The 25056-nt window shown below is 72.4% G+C and carries 21 protein-coding genes; 15 read left to right on the top strand and 6 right to left on the bottom strand.

What is annotated here, in order from left to right:
* Window positions 1-98: 98 nt before the first annotated feature.
* Window positions 99-1124 (bottom strand): acetylxylan esterase, encoded by a 1026-nt coding sequence (locus ACFZAX_RS13060; RefSeq protein WP_390961284.1) that lies wholly within the window; start codon window positions 1122-1124, stop codon window positions 99-101.
* 1351 nt (window positions 1125-2475) lie between these two features.
* On the opposite strand from ACFZAX_RS13060, the gene ACFZAX_RS13055 reads away from it, so the two are divergent.
* The 8 genes from ACFZAX_RS13055 (at window position 2476) to ACFZAX_RS13020 (ending at window position 12111) form a co-directional block, all read left to right on the top strand.
* Window positions 2476-3495 carry a substrate-binding domain-containing protein gene (locus ACFZAX_RS13055; RefSeq protein WP_390961283.1) on the top strand — a complete coding sequence of 340 codons (1020 nt, stop codon included), beginning with the start codon at window positions 2476-2478 and terminating at the stop codon, window positions 3493-3495.
* A gap of 84 nt (window positions 3496-3579) precedes the next feature.
* Complete coding sequence (locus tag ACFZAX_RS13050) at window positions 3580-4878, top strand: extracellular solute-binding protein (protein ID WP_390961281.1); 1299 nt, start codon at window positions 3580-3582, stop codon at window positions 4876-4878.
* Window positions 4875-5873: an ABC transporter permease subunit gene (locus ACFZAX_RS13045; RefSeq protein WP_390961280.1), complete on the top strand. Its 999-nt coding sequence runs from the start codon at window positions 4875-4877 to the stop codon at window positions 5871-5873. The genes ACFZAX_RS13050 and ACFZAX_RS13045 overlap by 4 nt, the downstream gene beginning before the upstream one ends.
* A 1-nt stretch (window position 5874) precedes the next feature.
* Window positions 5875-6795, top strand: coding sequence for an ABC transporter permease subunit (locus tag ACFZAX_RS13040; protein WP_390961279.1), 921 nt, complete (start codon window positions 5875-5877; stop codon window positions 6793-6795).
* 7 nt (window positions 6796-6802) lie between these two features.
* Window positions 6803-7879 (top strand): glycosidase, encoded by a 1077-nt coding sequence (locus ACFZAX_RS13035; RefSeq protein ID WP_390961277.1) that lies wholly within the window; start codon window positions 6803-6805, stop codon window positions 7877-7879.
* Entirely contained in the window at window positions 7876-9120 is a 1245-nt protein-coding gene (locus tag ACFZAX_RS13030; protein WP_390961275.1) for a Gfo/Idh/MocA family oxidoreductase, read from the top strand. The genes ACFZAX_RS13035 and ACFZAX_RS13030 overlap by 4 nt, the downstream gene beginning before the upstream one ends.
* Complete coding sequence (locus ACFZAX_RS13025) at window positions 9117-10739, top strand: alpha-amylase family glycosyl hydrolase (RefSeq protein WP_390961274.1); 1623 nt, start codon at window positions 9117-9119, stop codon at window positions 10737-10739. The genes ACFZAX_RS13030 and ACFZAX_RS13025 overlap by 4 nt, the downstream gene beginning before the upstream one ends.
* Window positions 10723-12111: a phosphomannomutase/phosphoglucomutase gene (locus ACFZAX_RS13020; protein WP_390961273.1), complete on the top strand. Its 1389-nt coding sequence runs from the start codon at window positions 10723-10725 to the stop codon at window positions 12109-12111. Before ACFZAX_RS13025 ends, ACFZAX_RS13020 begins: the two co-directional genes overlap by 17 nt.
* A 553-nt stretch (window positions 12112-12664) precedes the next feature.
* Here the strand turns inward: ACFZAX_RS13020 and ACFZAX_RS13015 are convergent.
* The gene (locus ACFZAX_RS13015) at window positions 12665-12868 is read right to left on the bottom strand and encodes a hypothetical protein (RefSeq protein ID WP_390961272.1); all 204 of its coding nucleotides are present in this window, start codon (window positions 12866-12868) and stop codon (window positions 12665-12667) included.
* A 1133-nt stretch (window positions 12869-14001) separates the two neighbouring features.
* Here ACFZAX_RS13015 and efeO point away from each other — a divergent pair.
* From efeO to efeU, 3 genes are all read left to right on the top strand, one after another.
* Window positions 14002-15144: an iron uptake system protein EfeO gene (efeO, locus tag ACFZAX_RS13010; RefSeq protein WP_390961271.1), complete on the top strand. Its 1143-nt coding sequence runs from the start codon at window positions 14002-14004 to the stop codon at window positions 15142-15144.
* Between the two features lie 105 nt (window positions 15145-15249).
* Window positions 15250-16491 (top strand): iron uptake transporter deferrochelatase/peroxidase subunit, encoded by a 1242-nt coding sequence (efeB, locus tag ACFZAX_RS13005; RefSeq protein ID WP_390961270.1) that lies wholly within the window; start codon window positions 15250-15252, stop codon window positions 16489-16491.
* 63 nt (window positions 16492-16554) lie between these two features.
* Complete coding sequence (gene efeU / locus ACFZAX_RS13000; protein ID WP_390961269.1) at window positions 16555-17415, top strand: iron uptake transporter permease EfeU; 861 nt, start codon at window positions 16555-16557, stop codon at window positions 17413-17415.
* Window positions 17416-17509: 94 nt separating this feature from the next.
* On the opposite strand, the gene ACFZAX_RS12995 is transcribed toward efeU, so the two are convergent.
* Window positions 17510-17878: a BlaI/MecI/CopY family transcriptional regulator gene (locus ACFZAX_RS12995; RefSeq protein ID WP_390961268.1), complete on the bottom strand. Its 369-nt coding sequence runs from the start codon at window positions 17876-17878 to the stop codon at window positions 17510-17512.
* Window positions 17879-18305: 427 nt separating this feature from the next.
* Here ACFZAX_RS12995 and ACFZAX_RS12990 point away from each other — a divergent pair, with 427 nt between their 5' ends.
* Entirely contained in the window at window positions 18306-19241 is a 936-nt protein-coding gene (locus ACFZAX_RS12990) for a M48 family metalloprotease (RefSeq protein WP_390961266.1), read from the top strand.
* A 27-nt stretch (window positions 19242-19268) separates the two neighbouring features.
* Here ACFZAX_RS12990 and ACFZAX_RS12985 read toward each other — a convergent pair whose 3' ends face one another.
* Both ACFZAX_RS12985 and ACFZAX_RS12980 read right to left on the bottom strand, forming a co-directional pair.
* The gene (locus tag ACFZAX_RS12985) at window positions 19269-19913 is read right to left on the bottom strand and encodes a VTT domain-containing protein (RefSeq protein ID WP_390961264.1); all 645 of its coding nucleotides are present in this window, start codon (window positions 19911-19913) and stop codon (window positions 19269-19271) included.
* A 106-nt stretch (window positions 19914-20019) separates the two neighbouring features.
* Window positions 20020-20856, bottom strand: coding sequence for an undecaprenyl-diphosphate phosphatase (locus ACFZAX_RS12980; protein ID WP_390961263.1), 837 nt, complete (start codon window positions 20854-20856; stop codon window positions 20020-20022).
* Window positions 20857-21210: 354 nt separating this feature from the next.
* On the opposite strand from ACFZAX_RS12980, the gene ACFZAX_RS12975 reads away from it, so the two are divergent.
* The 3 genes from ACFZAX_RS12975 to ACFZAX_RS12965 all read left to right on the top strand — a co-directional run bounded on the left by ACFZAX_RS12975 (window position 21211) and on the right by ACFZAX_RS12965 (window position 23503).
* Window positions 21211-21570: a BlaI/MecI/CopY family transcriptional regulator gene (locus ACFZAX_RS12975; protein ID WP_390961262.1), complete on the top strand. Its 360-nt coding sequence runs from the start codon at window positions 21211-21213 to the stop codon at window positions 21568-21570.
* 15 nt (window positions 21571-21585) lie between these two features.
* Complete coding sequence (locus ACFZAX_RS12970) at window positions 21586-22515, top strand: M48 family metalloprotease (RefSeq protein WP_390961261.1); 930 nt, start codon at window positions 21586-21588, stop codon at window positions 22513-22515.
* A gap of 268 nt (window positions 22516-22783) precedes the next feature.
* Window positions 22784-23503: a methyltransferase domain-containing protein gene (locus ACFZAX_RS12965; protein WP_390961260.1), complete on the top strand. Its 720-nt coding sequence runs from the start codon at window positions 22784-22786 to the stop codon at window positions 23501-23503.
* A gap of 170 nt (window positions 23504-23673) precedes the next feature.
* On the opposite strand, the gene ACFZAX_RS12960 is transcribed toward ACFZAX_RS12965, so the two are convergent.
* Window positions 23674-24990: a ricin-type beta-trefoil lectin domain protein gene (locus tag ACFZAX_RS12960; protein ID WP_390961259.1), complete on the bottom strand. Its 1317-nt coding sequence runs from the start codon at window positions 24988-24990 to the stop codon at window positions 23674-23676.
* Between the last annotated feature and the right edge of the window lie 66 nt (window positions 24991-25056).

The following is a 25056-nucleotide window of genomic DNA, read 5'->3' as shown; positions in this document are numbered from 1 at the left end:
GCGGGCGACGGCGCCGCGGAACCGCCAGGTCACAGGACGCGGACGTCCGGGCGTCCGGACCCGGAGAGCCTGGCGGGCCCCGGTCGTGTGACAGGCGGTCAGGCGGTGGGGTGCGACGCCTCCGCCCGGCCCGCCGCCGACAGGAAGCGTCGCTGGGCCTCTTCCAGGGCCGCCGTCTCGGCCGGTTCGTCCGGGTGGTCGAAGTGGCCCGCCCGCAGGACGAGGAGTTCCCGCGGCCCGGCCAGCGCGTTGTGTATCGCGAACTGCCCCGGTGGAGGTACCGACGGATCGAAGAGGGCGGCGGCCACGTGGACCGGGACGCGAAGGTGACGGGCGGCGGTCGCGGCGTCGAAGTACGCCAGGACGTCGAGCACCGAGGGGTCCTCCGCGAGCCGCGTACGCACCGACTCCCCGCTGCCCGTGCACGGCAGTGTCACCCGCAGCGGATGGTTCCCGAAGGTCGGTACCGTCAGGCCGGCGGCATGGAAACGGTCGTCCCAGGGAAGTGCCAACGCCCCGATGCCACCGCCGAAGCTCGTGCCCAGGTAGGTCAGCCGGCCGGCAGCCTCGGGCACGAGTTGCTGCAGTGCGGTGGCCGCGCACCAGACGTCCGCCACGCAGCCGCCGATGAGGTACGACTCCCGGGCGCCGATGCCCTGCAGCACGTGCCCGGCCGAATGCGAGGGCACGCCGGGCAGCAGGCTCCGCGTGCCGAGCCCGCGCAGGCAGGGCCAGATGGTCGCGGTCTCCGGCGGGGTCTGCCAGGAATCCGGGGCCTCGCGGCCTCCGTAACCGTGCGTCGACACACAGCCCTGCGTCACGCGGCCCTCGGCCGGGACGGTCAACCAGCCCCCGATGCGGACCCCGTCGGTCGACGTGTACGAGACGTCGGCGACCCGCACGCCGTCCACCGTGGTCCAGGGGCCCTCGATCCGGGGCTCCGGGGCGACGCTCAGCGCACGCGCGTGGCGCTCCCGCCAGAAGTCGGCGAAGTCGTCCGGTCCTTGTGGGGCCCCCACCGCGAGGAGGCGCGGCAGGTCGTGTCCGTGGGTGGGATCGAAGGGGAAAGCATGGTGGAGCGGGCCGAGTTCACTGTCGTCCGACGTGAGCGGGTGGGTGGGCACGATCTCTCCTTGTTCGGTGTGTGCGGTGACCGGTGCGTCGGCCGCGAACAGCTGTCGACGGGACGCGACGTGGCGGCGGAAGCCGAGCCGTCGGCACGGTCCGGCCCGCCGACCGGGTGGCCACGTCCGTCGGGAGGCGGGGCCGCCGCAGTCGTTCCGACGAGGACGACGGCCGCCCGGCCCGGGACGGCGGTGCCGGAGGAGACCAGGACGACGTCGGTCCGCCGCCCGGTCTCCGGGTTCGGGCCCGACGACCGAGGTCGCCGGGCACCCGGGCGAGTCGCGGACGACCAGCGGGATGCCGTCCGGGCGGAGGGTCCGCAGACCGGTCGGGTGCTCGGTCCGCACCGGCTCCGCCCCGGCCCGTTGCCGGCCATCGGCCCGAGGACCTCGCGATGCCCACCGGTCACATCCCCGTAGCGATCATCATCGCCCGCGCGACCATACGGCGATCCGCCCGCGCATCGCAACGGGTCGGAGCTGGTCGCGAGGAGAAGAACGGCCGGACCTGCGGGGGAGACGCAAGGGCTCCGAGGGGCAACCGACTTGAGCAGACGGACGCGCGCCGACCACGCCGAGCCCTGACCCCGGGGCCGGGACGCAAGGCCGACCGGATGCTGCGGTTGCCTTCCTGAAGCAACGAACAGCACACCGCCGACACCATGAAGGCAGCGGGTTCGACGGTCAACCGCGGTACGGCAATGATCGAGCGCAGCCCCGGCTACTGAGAGCGGCTTTCCCACCTCCCGGCAGCTCCCGGAGCACAGGCCGACAAGAGGTGCCACGCCGTAGCGATGTTGTCCCGTCCCCCCGGCACCACTCCCTTCAGGGGCACGTCAACACCCCCCGTGCGTCCGCAGGTTGGAGGAACCGGGCAGGGGGCGGGGTGCGCCCTCGGTTCGTGTCGACCGGCGGCAGGGCGGGCACGGGCGAAGGGCAGGAGGCCTGATGTCCCATGGGTGACGTCCGGTGAATCCGCCCCGACACCTCGCTCTCCCCCCCGGGCGCCGGGCGGACGGCCCTGGTCATCGTGGCGATCCGGGCCGCGTCCTCGCGCTGTCGAGCGCCCGACCGCGGTGATGTGTTCCCTTTCCTCGCCCGGCAGGCCAGCGAAGGACGACTCCCTTTCGGGGCCGACGCTTCCGCGCGCGTGGCGCGTGCGATACCGGAAAGCCCTGCCGTTCCGGTAGGGCCCAGATCACATTCCTCAACCCATTGACGCTGTCGATTCAAACCGGTTTAGTGATGACCAGTTGATCACCTAAACCGGTTTAGAGGCCGGATGGTCGATCGGAACCACTTCAACCCCCTTTGCCCGCTTGCCGGCAAGGCGGAGAGCGGAAGGCGCGCCATGGCCCGCAGGCCCACCATCGACGACGTCGCGCGGCGTGCGGGTGTCTCGCGCAGTTCCGTCTCGTTCGCCCTGAACGACCGACCCGGGATCGCGGAGGAGACCAAGGCGCGCATCCTCGCCGCCGCGGCCGAACTCGGCTGGACACCGAGCCGCCCGGCGCGGGCCCTCTCGCTCGGCAAGGCCGGGGCCTTCGGCCTCGTCCTCGCCCGGGAGCCCGACCTCATCGGCGCCGACCTGTTCTTCCCCGCGTTCATCGCGGGCGTCGAGATGGTCCTCGGGGAACGCGGCGACGGGCTCATGGTGCACCTCACCACCCCCGAGCGCGAGCAGTCCGTGTACGAACGGCTGGCCGCCGACCGCCGGGTGGACGGGGTACTCCTCACCGACCTGCGCCACGACGACCCCCGCCCCGGCCTTGTGCACCGGCTCGGACTGCCGGCCGTCGTGGTCGGGCAGAGCGAGTGGAGCGACGGCCTCAGCTCGGTGAGCCTCGACGACCGGCCCGCCTACGTGGAAGCCGTACGGCGCCTGGCGGAGCTGGGACACCGGCGCGTCGCCCACGTCGAAGGGCCCCAGGAGTTCCGCCACGCGCACCGGCGCCGGGCGGCGTGGCAGGAGACGCTGCACTCCCTCGGCCTGCCCGAAGGGCCCGTGCGGCCCGGCGGCTTCACGGCGGAAGGCGGAGCGCGGGCCACCCGCGAGTTGCTGTCGCTCCCCGAACCGCCCACCGCGATCGTCTACGGGAACGACCTGGCCGCCATGGCCGGGCTGTCCGTGGCCCAGGAGCTGGGCGTTCCGGTACCGGAACGTCTCTCCGTCGTCGGCTACGACGACACCAGCCTCACCCGTTACACCCACCCGCCGCTCTCCTCCGCCCGCGCCGACGCGCGCGGCTGGGGCGAGGCGGCGGCCCGCGCCCTGGACCGGGTGCTGGCCGGCGAGGAGGTGGCGCACGTCGTGCTGCCGCCCGCCGAGTTCGTCCCCCGCGCCTCGGTGGGCCCGGCGCCCCGCGTCTGACGGCCGGGCCGGCGGCCCGGTGGGGCGCGGCAAGGAATGTGCGTCCGGCGACGAGGCCGGGCGTGAACAGTTCGGAGAGTTTGCATGCTGAGGAGAACGGCGTACTCGCTGCTCGTACTCGCCCTCGCGAGTGCCGCGACCGCCTGCGGCCGGTCGGCCCCGGACGGGGTGACCGCGGCGAACGCGCGCGGCCCCATCACGGTCTGGCTGTCCAACAACGCCCAGGAGGTGGCCTGGGGCGAGAGCATGGTCGCCGCCTGGAACAAGAGCCATCCGGACCAGCACGTCACCGCCCAGCAGATCCCGGCGGGCAAGACGTCCGAGGAGGCGATCAGCGCCTCGATCATCGCGGGCACCAGTGCCTGCCTGGTCTTCAACACCGCGCCGGCCTCGGTGCCGACCTTCCAGAAGCAGAACGGTCTCGTACCGCTCAGCGACTTCCCCGACGGCGACGCCTACATCCAGCAGCGTGGCGGCGGGCTCACCGACCAGTACACGTCGCAGGACGGCAAGTTCTACCAACTGCCGTGGAAGAGCAACCCGATCATGATCCTCTACAACAAGAAGATCTTCAAAAAGGCCGGTCTCGATCCGGAACACCCGCAACTGGCCACCTACAGCCAGTTCCTGAAGACCTCCCGCACCCTCGTGCACAGCGGCGCGGCCAAGGCCGCGATCTGGCCCGCGCCCAGCAGCGAGTTCTTCCAGTCCTGGAACGACTTCTACCCGGCCTTCGCCGCGCAGAGCGGCGGCAAGCAGCTGATCGAGGACGGCGAGCCGCAGTTCGACTCACCGGCCGGCCGCCGGGCCGCGGCCTTCTGGCGCACGATGTACGCCGAGAAACTGGCGCCCCAGGAGGCGTATCCCGGTGACGCCGTGAACGACGGGAAGGCCGCCATGGCCACCGTCGGGCCCTGGGCGGTGGCCGCGTACAAGGACAGCGTCGACATCGGCGTCGCCCCCGTACCGACCGCCGCGGGGACGTCGCCGGACGACACGTACTCCTTCAGCGACGAGAAGTCCGCCGCCATGTTCAGCGCCTGCCGCAACCGGGCCACCGCCTGGGACCTGCTGAAGTTCGCCACCTCCGCCCAGCAGGACGGGAAGTTCCTCGACGCGACCGGGCAGATGCCGATGCGCGAGGACCTGACCTCCCGCTATCCGGACTTCTTCGCGAAGAAGCCCGTGTACACGGCGTTCGCACGGCAGGCCCAGCACGTCGTCGAGGTCCCCAACGTGCCGGGCTCCGTCGACATCTGGCAGGCGTTCCGCGACGAGTGGACGAAGTCCGTCGTCTTCGGCGAGGAACCCACCGGAACCGGACTGCGCAAGGCCTCGGACAAGATATCCAAGCTGCTCGACGAGTACGGAGACCCGTCATGACGAAGCTCCGTCCCACCGCGACCGCGACCGCTACCGCCGGCCCCGGCACGGCCTCCGGGCCCAGCCCGGCCCCCACCGTCTCCATCGGTGGGGGTGCCTCCGGCAAGGCGGCCGGAGTCCGCCACCGGCGGGCCCGCTCCAGGACCGGCGCGCTCTTCGTGACCCCGTACGTCCTCTTCCTGGTGTTCGTCTTCGCGGTCCCGATGGTCTACACCCTGTGGATCTCCGTCCACCGCTTCTACTTCACCGCCCCCGGAACACACGTCGACTCACCGTGGGTCGGGCTCTCCAACTACCGGGACGTCTTCACCGACCCGGTCGTGGGCCGCGCCTTCCTCAACATCGCCGTCTTCCTCGTGATCAACGTGCCGCTCACGGTGATCCTGTCGCTCGTGCTGGCCTCCGCGCTCAACGCGAAGATCCGCTTCCGCGCCTTCTTCCGTGCCGCCTACTACCTGCCGTACATCACCGCGAGCGTGGCGCTGGTCGCCGTGTGGCAGTTCCTGTTCGGCTCGGACGGCTTCGTCAACCACATCCTCGGCTCGCACGCCCCGGATCCCTCATGGCTGGTCAACTCGCATCTCGCGATGCCGATGATCGCCTTCTTCGTCACCTGGAAGCAGCTCGGCTTCTTCGTGATGCTCTACCTCGCCGCCCTCCAGAACGTCGGCAAGGAGCTGTACGAGGCGTCCTCCGTCGACGGAGCGGGCCGGGTACGGCAGTTCTTCGCGGTGACCGTGCCAGGAGTACGGCCCGCCACGACCCTCGTGCTGATCTACGCGATCATCACCGGCGCCAACCTGTTCAGCGAGCCCTACCTGCTGACCGGTGGCGGCGGCCCCGACCACGCCTCCACCTCGCCCGTCCTGCTCATGTACCAGAAGGGCATCGAACAGGGGCACCCCGACTTCGCCGCCGCACTGGGCGTGGTCCTGGTCGCCTTCGTCCTCGTCATCTCGCTGGTCGCACGCAAACTCTCCGAGAGGGGCAACTGACATGAGCGCCTCGCACCCCGCCTCCGCCCCGGTCACCCCGGTGACGGGCCGGCCCTCCTCGGACCTGCCGGACCGTGCCGGGCAGGCCGGCCGGCGCCGCCCCTGGGGGACCGCCGCCAAGTACACCGTTCTCTCGCTCGGCGCGGTCGCCTTCCTCTTCCCCTTCTACTACATGGTGGTCGGCTCCCTGCGGAAGACGACCACCGGCGACCTGTCCTCCGCCGTGCCGTCCGGGCTCACCGGCAGCAGCTACACGGCGGTCGACGGCGCGATCTCGCTGGGCCGTTCGCTGCTCAACTCCGGGATCATGACCATCGGTGTCCTGCTCTGCACCCTCGTCTTCGGGGTGCTCGCCGGCTACGCACTGGCCCAGCTGCACTTCCGCGGCCGGGGCACGGTCTTCGCCTCGCTGCTGCTCGTCCAGATGGTGCCCTTCCAGCTCCTGACGCTGCCGCTCTACGTCCTCGTCGTCCGCGACTACGGACTGGGCGACAACTACCTCGGGATGATCCTCCCGTTCGCGATCAACTCGACGGCCGTCTTCCTCTTCCGCCAGTTCTTCCTCCAGCTGCCGCAGTCCCTCTTCGAGGCCGCCCGCCTCGACGGCGCGGGAGAACTGCGCATCCTGTGGAGGATCGCGCTGCCGATGGCGCGGCCCGCCGTGCTGTCGGCGATGCTGCTGACCTTCATCGGACCCTGGAACGAGTTCCTGTGGCCGTTCCTGGTCACCAAGAACGCCGACATGCAACCGCTGGCGGTCTCCCTCGCCAGCTTCCTGTCCAACCTTCAGGGCACGGTCGCCAACCCGACCGGTGCCCTGCTGGCCGGCGCCTGTGTGCTGGCCGCCCCCGCAGTGGCCCTGTTCCTCCTGTTCCAGCGCCACTTCACCTCGACCGACATCGACTCCGGAGTAAAGGGCTGATCCCCGCATGAGCACCACCAGCACCACCTCGCCCATCCCGTACCGCCTCGTCCGCAAGGGCCTGGTCATGTCCCCGCTGCCCGGCGAGGCCGACGAAGCGGAGGGAGTCCTCAACCCGGCGTCGGGACGCACCCCCGACGGCCGCCTGCACCTGCTGCCGCGCCTGGTCGCCGAGGGCAACGTCTCCCGCGTCGGCCTCGCCGAGGTCACCTTCACCGACGGCGTCCCCAGCGGCGTCGAGCGGCGCGGCGTCGTCCTCGCACCCGACGAGGGCTGGGAGCGCGGCACCAACAACGCCGGCGTCGAGGACCCCCGCGTCACCTGGGTCCCCTCCCTCGGCAAGCACGTCATGTCGTACGTCGCCTTCGGCCCCCTCGGCCCCAAGCCGGCCCTCGCCGTGTCCGAGAACCTGACCGAGTGGACCCGCCTCGGTCCGATCCAGTTCGCCTACCAGCCGGACCTCGACACCGACCTCAACCTCTTCCCGAACAAGGACGTCGTCCACTTCCCGGAGCCCGTACCCGGCCCCGACGGCGAGCCGGCGTACGCCATGCTGCACCGCCCGATGTGGGACCTCGGCTGGTTCCGCCCCGGCGAGGGCGTCCATCTGCCCGCCGGCATCACCGACGAACGGCCCGGCATCTGGATCTCGTACGTGCCCGTCGCCGAGGTCGAGGCCGACATCCGCGCCCTGACCCGCCCGCGCGACCACCGGCTCGTCGCCCTGTCCGCGTACCCGTGGGAGGACCTGAAGATCGGCGGCGGCCCCGCCCCGATCCGCGTGCCCGAGGGCTGGCTCCTCATCCACCACGGCGTCTCCGGCCACATCGAGGACCCCTTCGCCCAGAACCAGAAGGTCTCCTACGCGGCCGGCGCGATGATCCTCGACCCGGCCGACCCCGCCAGGGTCCTCGCCCGCTCCGACGAGCCGCTGATGGCGCCCGAGACCGAGGAGGAGCGCTCGGGCACCGTCCCGAACGTCGTCTTCCCGACCGCGATCGAGGAGATCGACGGCGAGCTGTACGTCTTCTACGGCATGGCCGACGCCCACATCGGCGTCGCCCTCCTGGAGCGCACCGCATGACCTCCGCGCCGGCCGCCCTCGGCCTCGGACTGGTCGGCTGCGGTGGCTTCGGGACCTACGTCCTGGACGCCGTGGCCGGCCTCCCCGGGCTGCGCCCGACCGCTGTCGCCGACCCCGACCCCGTACGAGCGAGGGTGCTCGGCGAGCGGCACGGCGTCCCCGCGTTCGGCTCTCTGGAAGAGCTGCTGGAACGCGCGGACGTGGCGGCCGTCGCCATCGCCACCCCGCCGGCCACGCACGCCGCGATGGCCACCGCCGCACTGCGCGCCGGCCGGCACGTGTTCTGCGAGAAACCGCTCGCCACCACGGTGCGGGACGCCCGCGCCGTGGTCCGCGAGGCCGAACGCGCCGGACGGGCCCTGGTCGTCGACCACGTCCTGCGCTACAACCCGCTGCTGCGCGCCCTGGAACGGCTCATGGCCGAGGGGCTGCTCGCCGCCCCGCGCCGGTTCATGTTCGAGAACGACGCCTCCGACCAGGACCTCGGCCCCGGCCACTGGTTCTGGGACCGGGAGCACAGCGGCGGCATCTTCGTCGAGCACGGCGTCCACTTCTTCGACGCGGCGCGCGCCCTGCTGGGCTCCGACCCGGTGAGCGTGCGCGCGACCGCCGTACGGCGGCCCGGCGGGCCCGTCGACATGGTCAGCGCCGACGTCCTCCACCCCGGCGGCGTCCTCGCCTCCCACCTCCACTCCTTCACCCACGCCCACCGCTGCGAACGCCAGTCGATGCGACTGGACCACGGATTCGCCGAGACCAGGGTCGAGGGCTGGATCCCGGTCCGCGCCGAGATCTCGGCCTGGACCGATGAGGCGGGCGCCCGGGCCTGGGAAGGTCTCCCGGGCCGGGCCGCCGCGCTGCTGCACGTGGACGGCTTCCGCCCGCACGGCGGCGAACGCGTCACGGTCAGCGTCGAACGCGACGCCGGGAGCTCGGCCCCCGCGAGCGGACGCGGAGAGGTACGCACCGTGCCGCACCACGTCCGGGCCGTCCTCGACCTCGGCGGCGAGGCCCGCAAACCCCACGCCTACCGCGAGAGCGTCCGCGCCGCCGTCGCCGACCTGGTCCGCGTCGCCCGCGACGGCGGCACCCCGGTCGCCGACGCGCTCGCCGGGCTCACCGCCGTCGCCGTCGCCGAGGCCGCCACCCTCGCCGCCGACACCGGCACCGAACAGCCCGTACCCGGCCCCGGCACCGCCCCGCGCCCCACCGAACCACCGCACCTCCAGGAGTCCTCATGAGCTGGTGGCAGGACGCCGTCTGCTACGAGTTGTACCCGCGCGCCTTCGCCGACTCCGACGGCGACGGCACCGGCGATCTCGCCGGAGCCACGGCCCGGCTCGACCACATCGCGGAGCTCGGCGCCGACGCCGTCTGGATCACGCCGTTCTACCCCTCGCCGCTCGCCGACGGCGGATACGACATCGCCGACCACACCGGCGTCGCCGCCGACCTCGGCAGCCCCGAGGACTTCGACGAACTCACCGCCCGCGCCCACCACCTGGGCCTCAAGCTCATCGTCGACCTCGTGCCCAACCACACCTCCGACCAGCACCCCTGGTTCCGGGAGGCGCTGGCGGCAGGACCCGGATCCGCCGCGCGCGACCGCTACCTCTTCCGCCCCGGCCGCGGGCCGCACGGTGAACTCCCGCCCAACGACTGGCAGTCGGCCTTCGGCGGCCCCGCGTGGACCCGCGTACCGGACGGCCAGTGGTACTGCCACCTCCACGCACCCGAGCAGCCCGACCTCAACTGGCGTTCTCCCGAGGTGCGGCACGCCTTCACCGGCATCCTGACCCGCTGGCTCGACCGAGGGGTGGACGGCTTCCGCGTCGACGTCGCCCACGCCCTGTTCAAGGCCGAGGGCTTTCCCGACGCCGGACCCGGACAGCACCAGGACCCGCTGCGCAACCACCTCATGCCCTACTACGACCAGGAGGAACTGCACCCGCTCTACCGCGAGTGGCGCGCCCTCCTCGACACCCACCCGGCACCGGACGGCGCGGTACCCCCGCACGAGCGGGTCATGGTCGCCGAGTCCGCCGTCTTCGACCCGGCCAGGCTCGCCCGCTACACCCGGCCCGACGAGATGCACCAGGCCTTCAACTTCGCCTTCCTGGAAGCCGCCTGGGAACCGGGAGAGTTGCGCCGCGTCATCGACGCCTCACTCTCCGCCCCCGGCGGCGGGGCCGTCACCTGGCTGCTCTCCAGCCACGACGCGGTCCGCCCGGTCACCCGCCTCGGCTCCGCCCGCCGCGCGAGGGCCGCAGCCCTGCTCATGCTCGCCCTGCCCGGCTCCGCATACCTCTACCAGGGCGAGGAACTCGGCCTGCCGCAGGCCCACGTCCCCGACGACCGCATCCTCGACCCGCTGTGGGAGCGCTCCGGCCACACCGACCGGGGCCGCGACGGCTCCCGCGTGCCGCTGCCGTGGTCCGGCGACCGTGCCCCGTACGGCTTCACCACCGCGAGCGCCGACCGCACCTGGCTGCCGCAACCGGACGACTGGGCACCCCACACCGTCGCAGCCCAGGAAAAGGCCCCCGACTCGACGCTCGCCCTGTACCGCAAGGCCCTGCGCCTGCGCCGCGCCCACCCCGCGTCCGACCCGACGGCCCCGCCCCACTGGTACTCGGCGCCCGGCGACCCCTGCCTCGCCTTCCGCCGCTCCGGCCTGACCTGCGTCGTCAACCTCGCGGACCGGCCCCTGCCCTGGACCACCCTCGGCGTGACCGGCCGCCCGGTCCTGGCCAGCGGCCCGCTCGACGGCGACGCGATCCCGCCCGACACCGCCGTGTGGCTCCTCGACGCCCCCGATCCGCAGTCCCCCGAAGGAGACGGCCATGGCCGCGCCCACTGAACCCGCCCCCCGCACCGACCTCTCCGGGCTCGTCAAGGCGTACGACGTGCGCGGCGTCGTACCCGACCAGTGGGACGACACCACGGCCGAGCTCTTCGGCGCCGCGTTCGTCCAGGTCACCGGGGCGCGCGCCCTCGTGACCGGCCACGACATGCGCGCCACCTCGCCGGGCCTCGCGCGAGCCTTCGCACGCGGAGCCACGGCCCAGGGCGCCGACGTCACCGAGACCGGCCTCTGCTCGACCGACCAGCTGTACTACGCCTCGGGCGCGTTCGGCCTGCCCGGTGCGATGTTCACCGCCTCGCACAACCCGGCCCAGTACAACGGCATCAAGATGTGCCGGGCCGGAGCGGCACCGATCGGCCAGGACAGCGGCCTCGCCGAGATCCGCACGCTGGTGGAGCGGTGGTCCGACACCGGCGCGCCCGCGCCGTCGCCGGCCGGCCCCGGCACCCTCACGCACCGCGACACCCTGCGGGAGTACGCCGCCCACCTGCTCGGCCTCGTCGACCTCACCGCGATCAGGCGGCTCAAGGTGGTGGTGGACGCCGGGAACGGCATGGGCGGCCACACCGTGCCGACCGTCCTCGCGGGGCTGCCGCTCGACGTCGTACCGATGTACTTCGAGCTCGACGGCACCTTCCCGAACCACGAGGCGAACCCCCTCGATCCGGCCAACATCGTCGACCTCCGGGCCCGCGTGCTCGCCGAGGGCGCCGACCTCGGGCTCGCCTTCGACGGGGACGCCGACCGCTGCTTCGTCGTGGACGAACGCGGAGAGCCGGTCTCACCGTCCGCCGTCACCGCGCTCGTCGCCTCCCGCGAACTCGCCCGCAGGCCCGGCGCGACCGTGCTGCACAACCTGATCACCTCCTGGTCCGTCCCCGAGGTCATCCGGGAGAACGGCGGCACACCCGTCCGCACCCGGGTCGGCCACTCCTTCATCAAGGCCGAAATGGCCCGCACCGGCGCCGTCTTCGGCGGCGAGCACTCCGCGCACTACTACTTCGCCGACTTCTGGAACGCCGACACGGGCATGCTCGCCGCCCTCCACGTCCTCGCCGCCCTCGGCGGACAGGACGGCCCCCTGTCCGCCCTCACCCGCCGCTTCGACCGGTACGCCGCCTCCGGAGAGATCAACTCCACCGTCTCCGACCAGTCGGAGCGCCTCGCCGCCGTCCGTACCGCCTGGCGCGACCGCGACGGGGCCACCCTCGACGAACTCGACGGCCTCACCGTGAGCGGCCCGGACTGGTGGTTCAACCTCCGTCCCTCCAACACCGAACCGCTCCTGCGCCTCAACGCCGAGGCCCGCGACCCGCACACCATGCGGACCCTGCGCGACGAGGTGCTGGCCCTGGTCCGTCGCTGAGGAGGCGGAGCTGAACTTCCCTTCCCGGGCGACCTGATGGACGGGGCGCCCGGGGCGCTGTCAGAAGCCCGCTGCGCTCCCACGGCGGCGGGCGGCTGGGATGTGATCTGCTCGACGAAGCGTCGCACCTGTTCCTCGACAGGCTCGTGCGCGAGCCACTGTTGCCCCGACGCGCCCGTCCCGGGGCGATCCCGAGGGAGTGGCGCCTTGCCGACCGCCGGGGTGGAGCGGCGGCTCGGCCAGGCGCCGTCTCAGTGGGCGGGGTTCTGCTCGGGACGGGCGTGGCGGGGGAGCGGGTGTCCTTCTCCAGAGAGGCGCAGGAGGAAGGGATCGCGGCGGGGTCCTTGGCGACGGCACGGTCCGCGGCGCAGTGGCGCAGATCCGCGACGACACGGGCCTGGGCCGCGGGAGTGACGTGGACGGCGCTGAGCCGGTCACGCAGACCGTCCCCCCGGTGGTCGACGGAACCGGCGATCGAGCCGCCCAGCGGGCCGAAGGAACGCGGTGCCGAGGACGGCCACTCCGAAGGCGCCGCCGAGCTGCTGGACGGCGGTCATCGTGCCGGATGCCGAGCCCGCCTCCAGTCGTACTCGCGCCCCTGGACCAGCGGGAAGATGACGAGCAGCGCGGCGAGCGAGACCAGGAGCATGCCGGGGATGTCCAGGCGGGGCTTGTCGCCGGCCTGGGTCCGGGGCAGGTGGCGCAGGGCGCACAGGAAGGCCGCGGCGCCGAGCGGCAGGTTGATCAGGAAGATCATCCGCCATCCGGCGAGGCCACCTCGGTCATGGCTCGCGTCGAGCGGGCCCCAGTGTGGTCCAGTTGCCGCGCGGACGTTCTGCCCTCCGGGGTGTGAACCCGGCACGGCCCCGGCGGCGTCCCCGTACCGTCCCGGCCGGACCCCGCGCACCGTGCGACCGGGCAGACCCTCCTCGCGCAACCCTGCTCCGCCGGAGCCGAGACCGAGACTCCCGGTTCGGCCGGGACCCGGAGCGTGGGCAGGCCGCTTCGCGATTCCCCGGCCCCAACCCGCCCTTCGCCTCCCTGCCGACGGCGGACTTCCCTCATCAGCGCGCCCTGTCCGGGCTGTTGGTGACGGACTCCTCCGAGGAGAGGCCCGACGTCGGCCTGGAGATCATCCCGAGGGGCCTCGCGAGTTGCCTTGCCGGACCGGAAACGGAGTCAGGACTTCCAGGGGGTAGTGCCGCAGCCGGCGACGCTGCCGCGCCAGGCCGCCCGGAGCCGTGTGCGTCCCGGGGAGTCAGGGTGTGTCGTGCGCGGACGGTCGGGGCGCAGGGGTGCGGTGGTCACGGGTCGACCGCGCCGCAGCCGGGGACGGCCCGACCGGCTCCCGGCCGGGGCGTGGGCCGACCGCACCGTGGCGCCCGGGACGGCCGACCGGATCCCGGCCCGCGAGCTTCGTTTCCGGGGGAACGGCCGGGCTGCCCGCCATGCCCGCGCGGAGCCCGTCGTCCTTCCGCTCCCGAGGCTTCGTCGGCTCGGTGGCCCCGGCGCACCCCTCGGGTATCGTCTACAGTTCAGTAGACCAACGGTGTCGATCCCTGCCCGGGACCGGTCGGCGCAGGCTGCGGAGCCTCGCCCGCGACGGTTCGAGGGGTGCCGACTCCGTTGTGTGGCATGCCCTGTTGGGGTGCGGTGGGTCCTATACCACACGATACTTTGCTCTTCCTTGACTTCACCTGGGGCAAAGCGTGGTGAACCGCGCGTTCGTTGACGAGTCGAGAGCTTCAATGAGGCTCATGTCACAGGAGATTGGGCCGATCGGGATCGGTTCCGGGGGCTAAGTTAGGTCAGCCTCACCTCATGGGATCGCCGGTTCGGATCCAGGACGCGGGCGCCGAATGACCTTTCCCTGATCCCAGGAGACCCGACATGCGTACCGTCCGCCTTTCCGCCATGACCGTGACCGCCGCCGTGGTCGGCCTGGCCGCCCTCACCGCCTGCACGGAGAAGAGCGACGCCAAGGCCGACGGCGGACAGACCGTCAAGGTGACCGCGAGCGACAGTGCGTGCGAGACCTCCTCGACGTCCGTGGTGGCGGGCAAGGTGGTGCTGGACATCAAGAGCACGGGCTCCAAGGTCACCGAGGTGGAGATCCTCTACCCCGACGGGCGGATCGCGGCGGAGCGGGAGAACATCGGGCCCAGCACCTCCCACACGGTCACCGGTGAACTCAAGGCCGGCTCCTACGAGGTGGCCTGTGTCCCCGGCATGACCGGCAAGGGCTTCCGGCAGCCGCTCAAGGTCACCGGCACCTCCGCGGCGAAGCGCGACCCCGAGGCGGACAAGGCGGTCGCCGCCTACCGTGCCTACGCCCAGGAGCAGGCCGACGAGACCATCCCGAAGGTGAAGGTCTTCACCGACGCCGTGCAGGCCGGTGACCTGGAAGCGGCGAAGAAGGCGTACGCGCCGTCCCGTCTGGGCTGGGAGCGCACCGAGCCGGTGGCCGAGTCGTTCGGGGACATCGACCCGCTGGTCGACACCCGTGCCGACGGTCTGGAGGACGGTCAGAAGTGGACCGGCTGGCACAAGCTGGAGAAGTCCCTCTGGGAGGACAAGAAGATCACCGACGACGACAGGAAGCTGGCCGCGCAGCTCCTGGGCGACCTGACGGACTGGCAGAACCGTGTAGGCAAGGCGGAGATCACGCCCGCATCAATGGCCAACGGTGCCAACGACCTGCTCACCGAGGTCGCCACCGGCAAGGTGACCGGCGAGGAGGACCGCTATTCGCACACGGACCTCGTCGACTTCAAGGGCAACATCGAAGGCGCCGAGAAGGCGTACGACCTCCTCAAGTCCACTGCGGCCAAGAACGACGCGGCGCTCACGACCGAGCTGGACACTCAGTTCGCGAACGTCGACAAGCTCCTCGACCAGTACCGCCAGGACCCCTCGTCGTACGAGTTCGCCTCCTACGACAAGGTTTCCACCGCCGACCGGAAGAGGCTCTCGGACGCCGTGAACGCCCTGGCCGAGCCGGTTTCCAAGCTCGCCGCGGCCGTCGTCAAGTAGGGGCCGCGCTCCGTCACCCGTACCACCTCGTTCCGGGCGCGCCAGTCGCGCACGGCACGTGAACCGAAGCAACACGGGCCCCCGGGCCCCGCGAAAGGGTTGGGCATGACCGAGGACGAGAGCACGTCCGTCTCTCCCTCCCGCCGGGCGCTGCTCGGCTGGGGCGGCGCAGGCCTGGTCGTCGGCGCCGCCGCGGCGGGCGGTGCCGCGGCGCTGGCCGCTTCCCGTCCGGCGGACGACGAAACCGGGAGCGGCGCCGTGCCGTTCCACGGCACGCATCAGGCCGGGATCGCGACTCCGGTCCAGGGCAGGCTCCATTTCGCCGCGTTCGACGTGACCACCGAGGACCGCGCCGCCTTCGTCCAACTCCTCAAGGACTGGACGCGGGCGGCGGCCCGGATGACGCAGGGCCGGACCGTCGGCGAGGGCGCCTACGGCGGCATCCCGGAGGCGCCCCCCGACGACACCGGTGAGGCGCTCGGGCTGGAACCGTCTCAGCTCACCCTCACCGTTGGGTTCGGCGCCTCCCTGTTCACCAAGTTCGGCCTGGACGGCCGACGGCCCGACGCGCTCGCGGACCTGCCCAAGTTCGTCGGGGACCAGCTGAACCCCGCGCGCGGCGGCGGCGACCTGTGCGTCCAGGCGTGTGCCGACGATCCGCAGGTGGCGGTGCACGCGATCCGCAACCTGGCCAGGATCGGCTTCGGCAAGGTCGCCATCCGATGGTCCCAACTCGGCTTCGGGAAGACCTCGTCGACCACGCCCGACGCGCAGACCCCGCGGAACCTCTTCGGATTCAAGGACGGCACGAGCAACATCTCCGGTACGGACACCGGGGCACTGGACCAGCACGTCTGGGCGAGCGGGAAGGACGGCGCCCCCTGGATGGCGGGCGGCTCCTATCTTGTGGCCCGGCGCATCCGGATGAACATCGAGACCTGGGACCGCACTCCGCTCGGCGAGCAGGAGGACGTCTTCGGCCGCGACAAGAAGGTGGGCGCCCCGGCGGGCAAGACCACCGAGCGGGCCACGCCGTTCCTCAAGGGCATGAAGCCGACCGCGCACGTCCGGCTCGCCCACCCCGACAGCAACGGCGGCATCCGCATCCTGCGCCGGGGCTACTCCTTCACCGACGGCACGGACGGCCTCGGCAGACTCGATGCCGGCCTCTTCTTCCTCGCCTACCAGCGGGACCCGCGCAAAGGCTTCGTCCCGCTCCAGCGGGAGCTGTCCCGGCACGACGCGCTCAACGAATACATCCAGCACGTCGGTTCGGCCCTGTTCGCGATCCCGCCCGGCGTCCGCGACACCCACGACTGGTGGGGCCGCACGCTGTTCGACACCTGACCACCCGGGCCACCGACCCGGCCCCGCCATGAAGACCACGGAGAACAAGAAGGTGACGACGGCATGTTCGGCAACTATCTGATCGGGCTACGAGAGGGCCTGGAAGCCAGCCTGATCGTCTGCATACTCATCGCCTACCTGGTGAAGACCGGGCGACGGGACGCTCTGCGGCCCGTTTGGACCGGCATCCTCGTCGCCGTCCTGATCGCGTTCGGCTTCGGCTGCGCGCTCACCTACGGGTCGCAGGAGATGACCTTCCAGGCGCAGGAGGCCCTGGGTGGTTCCCTCTCCATCATCGCGGTGGGCCTGGTGACCTGGATGGTGTTCTGGATGCGGCGCACCGCCCGTCATCTCAGGACCGAACTGCACGGCAAGCTCGACGCTGCCCTCCGGATGGGGACCTTCACCCTGGTGGTGACCGCTTTCCTCGCGGTCGGCCGGGAAGGGCTCGAGACCGCGCTGTTCGTCTGGGCCTCCGTCCAGGCCTCCAGCGACGGTACCCACCGCCCCCTGATCGGAGTGCTCCTGGGGCTCGCCACCGCCGTCGTCATCGGCTACCTGTTCTACCGCGGCGCGGTGCGGATCAACCTCGCGAAGTTCTTCACCTGGACCGGCGGGATGCTCGTCGTCGTGGCCGCAGGGGTCCTCGCGTACGGCGTGCACGACCTCCAGGAGGCCGACTTCATCGGCGGGCTGAACAGCCTCGCCTTCGACATCCACACCGCGGTCCCGGTCGACAGCTGGTACGGATCCCTCCTCAAGGGCATCTTCAACTTCCAGCCCGACCCGACCGTCGTGCAGGTCGTCGTCTGGGTCCTCTACCTCGTCCCGACACTGGCGGTCTTCTTCGCCCCCGCCGGCCCGTCGCGCTCCGGCGGAAAGAAGGAAGAAGGCGCCGGAACGGAACGTACCGCGCGGGCGTGAACCGTACGGACGAGAGCGCCGGGCGGCTCCTCGCGGCGGGCACCGAGGTGCGCCGTGCGGGAAGCCGCTCGGCGCTTCCCACGGAGCGGCAGGCTCAGGCGTCCTCGTCCAGCAGGCGCCTGAGCTCCGCCTCGTCCTGCGGGCTGAGGCCGTCCACGAACCGGGCGAGCACCGTGCTGCGGTCGCCGTCCTGATCGAGTTCCCGGTGCATGCGCCGCGCCGTCAGCCCGTGCGCGTCCTCCAGCGGGAAGTAGGCGTACCCGCGGCCCGCCGGAGTGCGCCCGATGACGCCCTTGTCGTGGAGCCTGCCCAGCAGGGTGGCCACCGTGGTCCGGGCGAGCGGCTGCGGCATGGCCGTCCTGACCTCGGCGGCGGTCTGCGGCTTCTCCGAAGCCCAGAGCGCGGCGAGAACGCTGCTCTCGAGCTCACCCGCCGGCCGGCGCTCGCCTTCGGTGTCCGCCATGGCACTGTCCTCTCTCCGCAACGGTCTGCTGGTGCCGTCACCGGCGCGGCCGCGCCTTCGGGCGCGACGGTTGTCCGGCCCGGTCCGGTCGCCTCCCGATCCCGCGGGCCGCATCGGTCGGCCGTCGTGGACGTTCCCATCTTCTCCCATGGCTGTTCCCGCTACGGTCCCGGCCCCGGCAGGCGGGCGGAGTGGGCAGCGCCCCGGGGAGGCGGCGCCGGGAAGCGTTTCGGCCGGGCGGCCGCGCGGGGTGGGCGACTCGGCGGGGCAGGTAACTTGTGGTGCGACGATCGCAGAGCCGAACGGACATCCGGACACGGTCAGTGGAGCGCAGAGGCGTCCTGTCCGGACGGTCGCCGACGACCGAGCAATCCGGGCACACACACGACACGCCGCGTGAGGCCCTGCCCTACCCGAAGGACGTCTGGTGCTGACTCCACTGTTCGTTGTGCCGCTCCTGCTGCCGTTCCTGCTGGGTCCGGCCGCGAACCGTGTGATGGCGTGGGCCCGCCCGGCCACCGCGCTGTGGATCCTCACGGCGGGTGCGCTGGCGCTCGCCCTCGCGAGCGTGGTCTCCCTCGGTGCCCTCAGCCTGACCGGCCTGCTGCTCGTACCCGCGTTCGCGCGGATGGGGCACCTCGTCCACCCGCTCTGCACGCCCTCGCCGCCCATGGTCGTCGGCGCGGCCGTGGTGTCGTCCGGGACGCTCGCGCTCGGCGCGTTCGCCCTCGGACGGGCCGCCGTCCGGCACGGGCGCTCCCTCAGGGCGGCCCACCGGCAGGCCGCGTCCCTGCCGATGGCCGGTGACCTCTGCGTCGTCCACTCTCCCCACCCCGACGCCTACGCGCTGCCCGGCAGCCCGAACCGCATCGTGGTGACGACCTCGATGCTGCGCCTCCTGGGAGCCCCGGAGCGGGAGGTCCTCTTCGCGCACGAGCGCGCCCACAACGCGGGTCGGCATCACTACTTCCTCGCCGTCGCGGAATTCGCGGCCCACTGCCATCCCGCCCTGCGCGCCGTGCGCGGGGTGATCCGGCTCGCCGCCGAGCGTGCGGCCGACGAGGCGGCGGCGCGGATCCTCGGGGACCGCAAGCTGGTTGCCCGCGCGGTGGCGCGGGCCGCTCTGGCCGGACAGAACGGCGGGGAATCCATGCGCCCGCACCTGGCTCCCGGGGCGACGTCCGGTCCGGTACCGCGACGGGTCGCCGCCCTCCTCGCACCGCCCTCGCGCTCCGCGCTCCGGCCCCGGTCGCTCGCGCTCGTCGTCGCCGTGGCCGTGTCGCTGTCCATGGGCGTCGCGGTCACGGGCCTCGCCCACATGAGCCACGAGGTGGGCGAGGCCCGGGGCACGGTCGCCCGCTGACGGCGCCCCCACGGCCCACCGGGCGTGCTACCGAACGTCCGGGCGCCGGGCCCGGCCGGTCCGCCGTGCGCGCAGGTACTCCCAGGCGATCGGCAGGACGGAGACGAGGACGATGGCGATCAGGATGAGCTCGATGTGCGCCCTGACGAAGGCGACCTGTCCGAGGAAGTAGCCGAGCACTGTGACGCCGACTCCCCAGACCGTGCCGCCGACGGCGTTGAACGTGGCGAACGTGCGGTAGTCCATGGCGCTGACCCCGGCGACGACCGGCGTGAACGTGCGGACGACCGGCACGAAACGCGCCAGCACGATCGAGCGGGGACCGTACTTCTGGAAGAAGGCGCTCGCCTTCTCGACGTTCTCCTGTTTGAACAGCCGGGAGTCGGGGCGGCGGAAGAGTGCCGGTCCGGCCTTGCGGCCGATGAGGTACCCGGCCTGGTCCCCCAGGGCGGCGGCGACGGCGACGAGCAGGCAGACGAGCCAGAGCGGCTGGGTGAGGTACTCGTTCCCGGCCACCAGGAGCCCGGTCGTGAACAGCAGGGAGTCGCCCGGCAGGAAGAAGCCGATCAGCAGGCCGGACTCGGCGAAGACGATGGCGAGGACGCCGATGAGTCCGAAGGCCGAGATCAGGTGGTCGGGGTCGATCCAGTGCGGGCCGAGAGCCAGTGCCATGGTCACTTTCCTGGGTGCTGAGGGAGGGGGGAGGTGTCGATCCGGCGGGCCGCGGGCGTGCGGCGTTCGAGGCGCCCGGACCGGATGCGGACCGGGTGTTCGCGGATCAGGCGTCCAGGGCCCCGGCGCCCAGCAGAGCGAAGAGGAGCAGGCCGACGACGACCCGGTAGACGACGAAGGCGTTGAAGCTGTGCCGGGCGACGAACTTCAGCAGCCAGGCGATGGAGGCGTAGGCGACGACGAAGGAGACCGCCGTCCCCACGACGAGAGGGGCGACGGCCGTGCCTGTGCCGACGGCGTCCTTGAGCTCGTAGAGACCGGCTCCCGTGAGGGCGGGAATCCCGAGGAAGAAGGAGAGCCGGGTGGCGGCCACACGGTCCAGGTCGAGGATGAGACCGGTGGACATGGTGGCGCCGGACCGGGAGAAGCCGGGGAAGAGCAGCGCGAGGATCTGCGAAGAGCCGACGAGCATGGCGTCCTTGAACGTCGCGTCGCTCTCACCGCGCCTGTGCCGGCCCATCCGGTCGGCCGCCCACATCAGCGCGCTGCCCGCGATCAGCGAACCGGCCACCACCCAGAGCGAGGCGAGCGGGCCGTCGATGAGCGGCTTCGCCGCGAGGCCGACGACGACGACCGGGACGGTGGCGTAAATCACCCACCAGGCGAACTTGTAGTCGTGGTCGTGACGCTGGTCACGGTGGCGCAGCCCGCGCCCCCAGGCACCGACGATCCGGACGATGTCCTCGAAGAAGTAGAGCAGGACCGCGGCGATGGCTCCCACCTGGATGACGGCGGTGAAGGCGACGACGGAGGCGTCGTCGACGGGGACGCCCATCAGCCCCTCGACGATCTTCAGGTGGCCGGTCGAGGAGACGGGCAGGAACTCCGTCACCCCTTCCACCACACCGAGGATCGCAGCTTGTCCAATGCCGATGGCGCTCACGTGAGCCACCTTTCGTCCGAGGGGAGGGGGACGGCACGGGCCGCTGCCCGCTGCTGTCGCAGGAGTACGAGGAGTGCCGTCGACGCCGCCCAGCAGGCCGCGAAGAGCCATCCCGCCACGACGTCGGGCGGCCGGTGCACGCCGGGACACGGCTGAGGCCCACCGCGAACGCCCAGACCGGGGAGCCGCGAGCAGGCGGAGAGGGCATGAGGCATCCTGTGGGAGGGCCCGGCTCGTGAAGAACGAGCGGGGGGCCGAACGGGCACTAACTTCTATTCGCGAATAGAAGTTAGTGAGACTGTAGACCATCGAGGCGGGAAGACGGCGTTGGGCGATCAGCGAGAAGGGGGCGGGGTGGGCGGCGGACGTCGCGCGAACGGTGCACTGGAGGCCGAGATCCTCGCGCTGCTGCACTCCGCCGAAGGCCCCCTGACACCCGGTGACGTGGTGACCGGACTGGCCACCCCGCTCGCCCATACCACGGTCGCCACCACGCTCGCCCGGCTGCACGGCAGGGGCGTCCTGGAGCGCTCACGGCGAGGACGCAGCTACGCCTACGCGCCCGTCACCGACGAGTCGGGGCTGACCGCCCGGCACATGCACAAGGTCCTGGAGGCGGGCAGCGACCGCGCCTCCGTGCTCTCCCACTTCGTGAACGAGTTGTCCGACGACGACGAGGGCCTGCTCCGCCGTCTGCTCGCCGGCGACGAGTAACGGGACCGTACGCCGATGCGCCTGGCCGTCTACGTACCGCTGCTGCTCCCCCTACTCGCCTGGGTGTGCGCGGGCCCGCTGGCCCGACGCCTGGAACCCCGACTGGCTACCTGGCTGCTGACCGTCGCCGGGCTGCTGCTCGCCGCGTCGAGCACCGCCGCACTCGGGCTGCTCGCCCTCGCCGGGCTGGTGCGACTCCCGCTCGTCTCCGCGCTCACGGGGTACTCGCCGCAGGTGATCGCCCGCCAGGACCCGGCGGCCTGGCCCGCGACGGCCGTGGGCGCCGTACTGCTCGCCGGCGCGGCGGCGGCCACCCTCCGCTTCGCCGTCCGGCGGGTCCGGGCGTTGTGGGCGGCCGCCCGGGATGCGGCCTGCCTGCCCGGCCGGGACCCTGTCGTCATCACCGACGACCAGCGGGCCGAGGCCTACACCGTGCCCGGCTTCCCGGGCCGCATCGTGATCTCCCACGGCATGCTCGCCGCCCTCGACCCGGCCGGCCACGACATCGTCCTGGCCCACGAGCGGGCGCACCTCGAACACCACCACTACGCGTTCGTCGCCCTCGCCCAGATCTCGGCCGCCGCCAACCCGCTGTTGCGGCCCCTGGCCGCGTCCGTCGCGTTCACCGTCGAGCGATGGGCGGACGAGAGCGCCGCCCGGGAGACCGGTGACCGGCGCGCGGTCGCCGAGACCGTCGCCCGGGCCGCGGTGGCGACGAAGCGCGGCCGCACCGGCCGGCTGCCCGCGGCGGCCCTGGGCGTGCTGGGACGCCGCCCGGCCCCCGGCGTGGTGCCGCGCCGGGTCGCCGCCCTGCTGAACCCCGCCCCGCGCAGCCCGGCACACCTCCTCGTGGCCGCAGTCGTCCTCGTCGTCGTGAGCGGCCTGGGTCTCCTGGACGCGACCTACGATCTCCACGCGTTCCTGGAGTTCGCGGAGATCCGCTGAGACGGCGATCACGGACATTGCGGGGGAGCGTGCTGCACGGGCTCGACGGGTCGCCGCAGTCCTGGTCCCGGATCGCGTCGTCGCCCCCAGAACCTCGGACACTACTTCCCCCGACATGCTCACGGTGGCCGTGCTCCCCTTCGCCACCGCGTCCGGGATGGGACACTCCTCCCGGGTCGGCCCGGAGGCTGGGTGAGGTGTCCGCCGGGTAGGCATCCGGACGCCGGCCCCCGCGCGACATTCCGCCCGCACACCGCCAGGAGAATCCATGACCGTGTCCGACCGCTACCGCACCTCGTGGGAAGGCTTCTGGGAGCAGGACTCCGGCGAGCAGGGCGAACCCTTCTGGGACGCCGATCCGGCCCTGACGGCGAGGCGCGACCTCGCGTACCTCACCCCGTACGCCGACCCTTCCCTCCCGGTCGCCGACCTCGGGTGCGGCAACGGCACCCAGACCCGCTTCCTCGCCACCCGCTTCACCCCCGCCGTCGGCGTCGACCTCTCCGCCGCCGCCATCGCCCACGCCCGCCGGGCCGATCCGAGCGGTGCCGCGACGTACGAGCAGCTCAACCTCGCCGACCCGGTGCAGACCGGCGCGCTGTGCGAGCGTCTCGGCGACACCAACGTCTACATGCGAGCCGTCCTGCACCAGAGCGACCCCGAGGACCGCCCCGCGGTGGCCGCCACCGTCGCCCGACTGGTCGGCGCGCGCGGCAGGGCCCTGATCCTGGAGCCGACCGGCCAGGCCAAGGCGGTCATCGCCGCCGTCGCCGCCCAGCCCGGCGGGCCCTCACCCAAACTGCGCCGCGTCAAGGAAAACGACCTGCGCCCCGGCGAGGTCGCCGAGGGCGAAGTAGCCTCCCTGCTGCGGGCATCGGGGCTCACCGTGCTCGGCGAAGGCGCCACCGCCCTCGCCATGAGCGAGATGCGCCCCGACGGCTCCCGGGTCGAACTCCCCGCCCGCTGGTTCGTCGCCGGCCGCCCCTGATGCGCCCCTGATTCGGGAGGGCGGCGGGGGACCTGCCCCGAACCGCCCGGCACTCCCGTGAACCGGACTACCGCAGGATCGCCCTCCAGCTCACCCCGCGGCGCTGTCGCCGCCTAGCTCGGAGTCGTACGGCGCCGCACTGGACCTGGCTGGTACGGGCAGCACCCGGATCAGCGGCGGCTCCACTTCTGGTTGTCAAGACCGTTGCATTCCCACAGCTGAAGGCGTGTGCCGTTGCCGGTGAGGGCGTCCTTCACGTCGACACACTTGTCGGCCTGCGGGTTCACCAGGTCGCTGGCGGCGTTGAGGCGGAACTGCTGGGCCGGGTTGCCGCTGCACCGGGCCAGTTGGATGACCGCACCGTTCTCCCGGGAGCCCCAGGCGACATCCATGCACAGCCCCATGGACCGGACGGTGCCGTCGGACCGGAAATCCCACTTCTGCCAGGCGGAGCCCGAGCAGTTGTAGATCTCCAGGGGAGCTCCGTCCTTGCCCTTGTCGCCGACGACGTCGATGCAACGTCCCGACGCATGACTGGATATGAGTATGCCCGGTACGACCGCGGCGGCCTTCGGCCTGCTGCTGGGCTTCGCGGTCGTACCGCTCGTACCGCTCGTACCGCTCGTACCGCTCGAACCGCTCGAACCGCTCTTGGCGGCCGGTGCCTTCGTGGCGGAGGGTGCCGTCCGCGGCGCGGTGCCGCTGCCGCCGGTCGTCCTGGATCCCGACCCGCCGGACGACCCCGGCGCCGAGTCGGCCCGCGCGCCGCCGCCCGCGTCGACGGCCGGTGCTCCCTGCGGTTCCCGGGGCTGCGAGGCGGCGGGGGCGGGTGGGACGGGGGACTCGGGCGAGGCGGAGGCGGAGGCGAAGGCGCCGGGCACAGTGGCGTCCCGCGCCCCGCCGAGCACGGTTCCGGACGCGTCGCCCGTGGCGGCGGTGTTCCGGGTGTTCACCTCGTCGTTCCCACCGTGCACCAGGAACGGTACGGCGATCAGCAACGCACCCGCGAGGGCGGCCCCGGCCAGGATGCCCTTCGAAGGGCGCGCGGGATCCCGGTCCGCCACGGCGGCCCGGTCCGCCGCCTGCTCGCCGTCGGCCGCCGCGACGACAGCGGTCGTCGCCTCGCCCTCTTCCAGCGCCGTCCCTTCGGCGGCTGCCCCACTCGCGCCAGAGCCGTCGGGCTCCTCGGCCGCCGCTGTCGCGACGGCGGCGGCCGGTTCCGCAGTGGTCCGTGACCCGGCGTCCGTCGGCGGGGCGGGGGAGGCTGCGGGCTCGACGGAGCTCGCCCCGCCGCCGTCGGCGAGCCGCTGCGCGGCACTGCCGGGTACGGCGGCGGGAGCCGGGTCGAGTGCACCGCCCGAGCGTTCTCCCCGCGCCGTCGGAGCGGCGGCCTCGCCCGCGACAGCGTCGCCCTGCGGCAGAGGCGCGGGCTCTTCCCGTACGGCGGCGGTCCGGGGCTGGTCCTGCGGGGCGTTCTTCGGGGTCATGGCTTCGTCCTGGGGAGAGGTCGGCAAGAGGGCGGTGTGGCGGGACGGGGTACCGGCGCTGCTGCC

The sequence above is a fragment of the Streptomyces sp. NPDC008125 genome, from assembly GCF_042957125.1.
Classification (GTDB): domain Bacteria; phylum Actinomycetota; class Actinomycetes; order Streptomycetales; family Streptomycetaceae; genus Streptomyces.
The sequence above is the reverse complement of the archived record's forward strand: the minus strand, read 5'-3'. Positions and strand labels throughout refer to the sequence as shown.

Bases quoted from the DNA above. Each gene is read 5' to 3' on its own strand.
- efeO (WP_390961271.1), top strand. From the start codon at position 14,002: ATGCGTACCGTCCGCCTTTCCGCCATGACCGTGACCGCCGCCGTGGTC.
- ACFZAX_RS12960 (WP_390961259.1), bottom strand. From the start codon at position 24,990: ATGACCCCGAAGAACGCCCCGCAGGACCAGCCCCGGACCGCCGCCGTA.
- ACFZAX_RS13045 (WP_390961280.1), top strand. From the start codon at position 4,875: ATGACGAAGCTCCGTCCCACCGCGACCGCGACCGCTACCGCCGGCCCC.
- ACFZAX_RS13050 (WP_390961281.1), top strand. From the start codon at position 3,580: ATGCTGAGGAGAACGGCGTACTCGCTGCTCGTACTCGCCCTCGCGAGT.
- ACFZAX_RS13015 (WP_390961272.1), bottom strand. From the start codon at position 12,868: ATGATCTTCCTGATCAACCTGCCGCTCGGCGCCGCGGCCTTCCTGTGC.
- efeU (WP_390961269.1), top strand. From the start codon at position 16,555: ATGTTCGGCAACTATCTGATCGGGCTACGAGAGGGCCTGGAAGCCAGC.
- ACFZAX_RS12965 (WP_390961260.1), top strand. From the start codon at position 22,784: ATGACCGTGTCCGACCGCTACCGCACCTCGTGGGAAGGCTTCTGGGAG.
- ACFZAX_RS12970 (WP_390961261.1), top strand. From the start codon at position 21,586: ATGCGCCTGGCCGTCTACGTACCGCTGCTGCTCCCCCTACTCGCCTGG.
- ACFZAX_RS13040 (WP_390961279.1), top strand. From the start codon at position 5,875: ATGAGCGCCTCGCACCCCGCCTCCGCCCCGGTCACCCCGGTGACGGGC.
- ACFZAX_RS13025 (WP_390961274.1), top strand. From the start codon at position 9,117: ATGAGCTGGTGGCAGGACGCCGTCTGCTACGAGTTGTACCCGCGCGCC.
- ACFZAX_RS13030 (WP_390961275.1), top strand. From the start codon at position 7,876: ATGACCTCCGCGCCGGCCGCCCTCGGCCTCGGACTGGTCGGCTGCGGT.
- ACFZAX_RS13020 (WP_390961273.1), top strand. From the start codon at position 10,723: ATGGCCGCGCCCACTGAACCCGCCCCCCGCACCGACCTCTCCGGGCTC.
- ACFZAX_RS12995 (WP_390961268.1), bottom strand. From the start codon at position 17,878: ATGGCGGACACCGAAGGCGAGCGCCGGCCGGCGGGTGAGCTCGAGAGC.
- ACFZAX_RS12985 (WP_390961264.1), bottom strand. From the start codon at position 19,913: ATGGCACTGGCTCTCGGCCCGCACTGGATCGACCCCGACCACCTGATC.
- efeB (WP_390961270.1), top strand. From the start codon at position 15,250: ATGACCGAGGACGAGAGCACGTCCGTCTCTCCCTCCCGCCGGGCGCTG.
- ACFZAX_RS13035 (WP_390961277.1), top strand. From the start codon at position 6,803: ATGAGCACCACCAGCACCACCTCGCCCATCCCGTACCGCCTCGTCCGC.
- ACFZAX_RS13055 (WP_390961283.1), top strand. From the start codon at position 2,476: ATGGCCCGCAGGCCCACCATCGACGACGTCGCGCGGCGTGCGGGTGTC.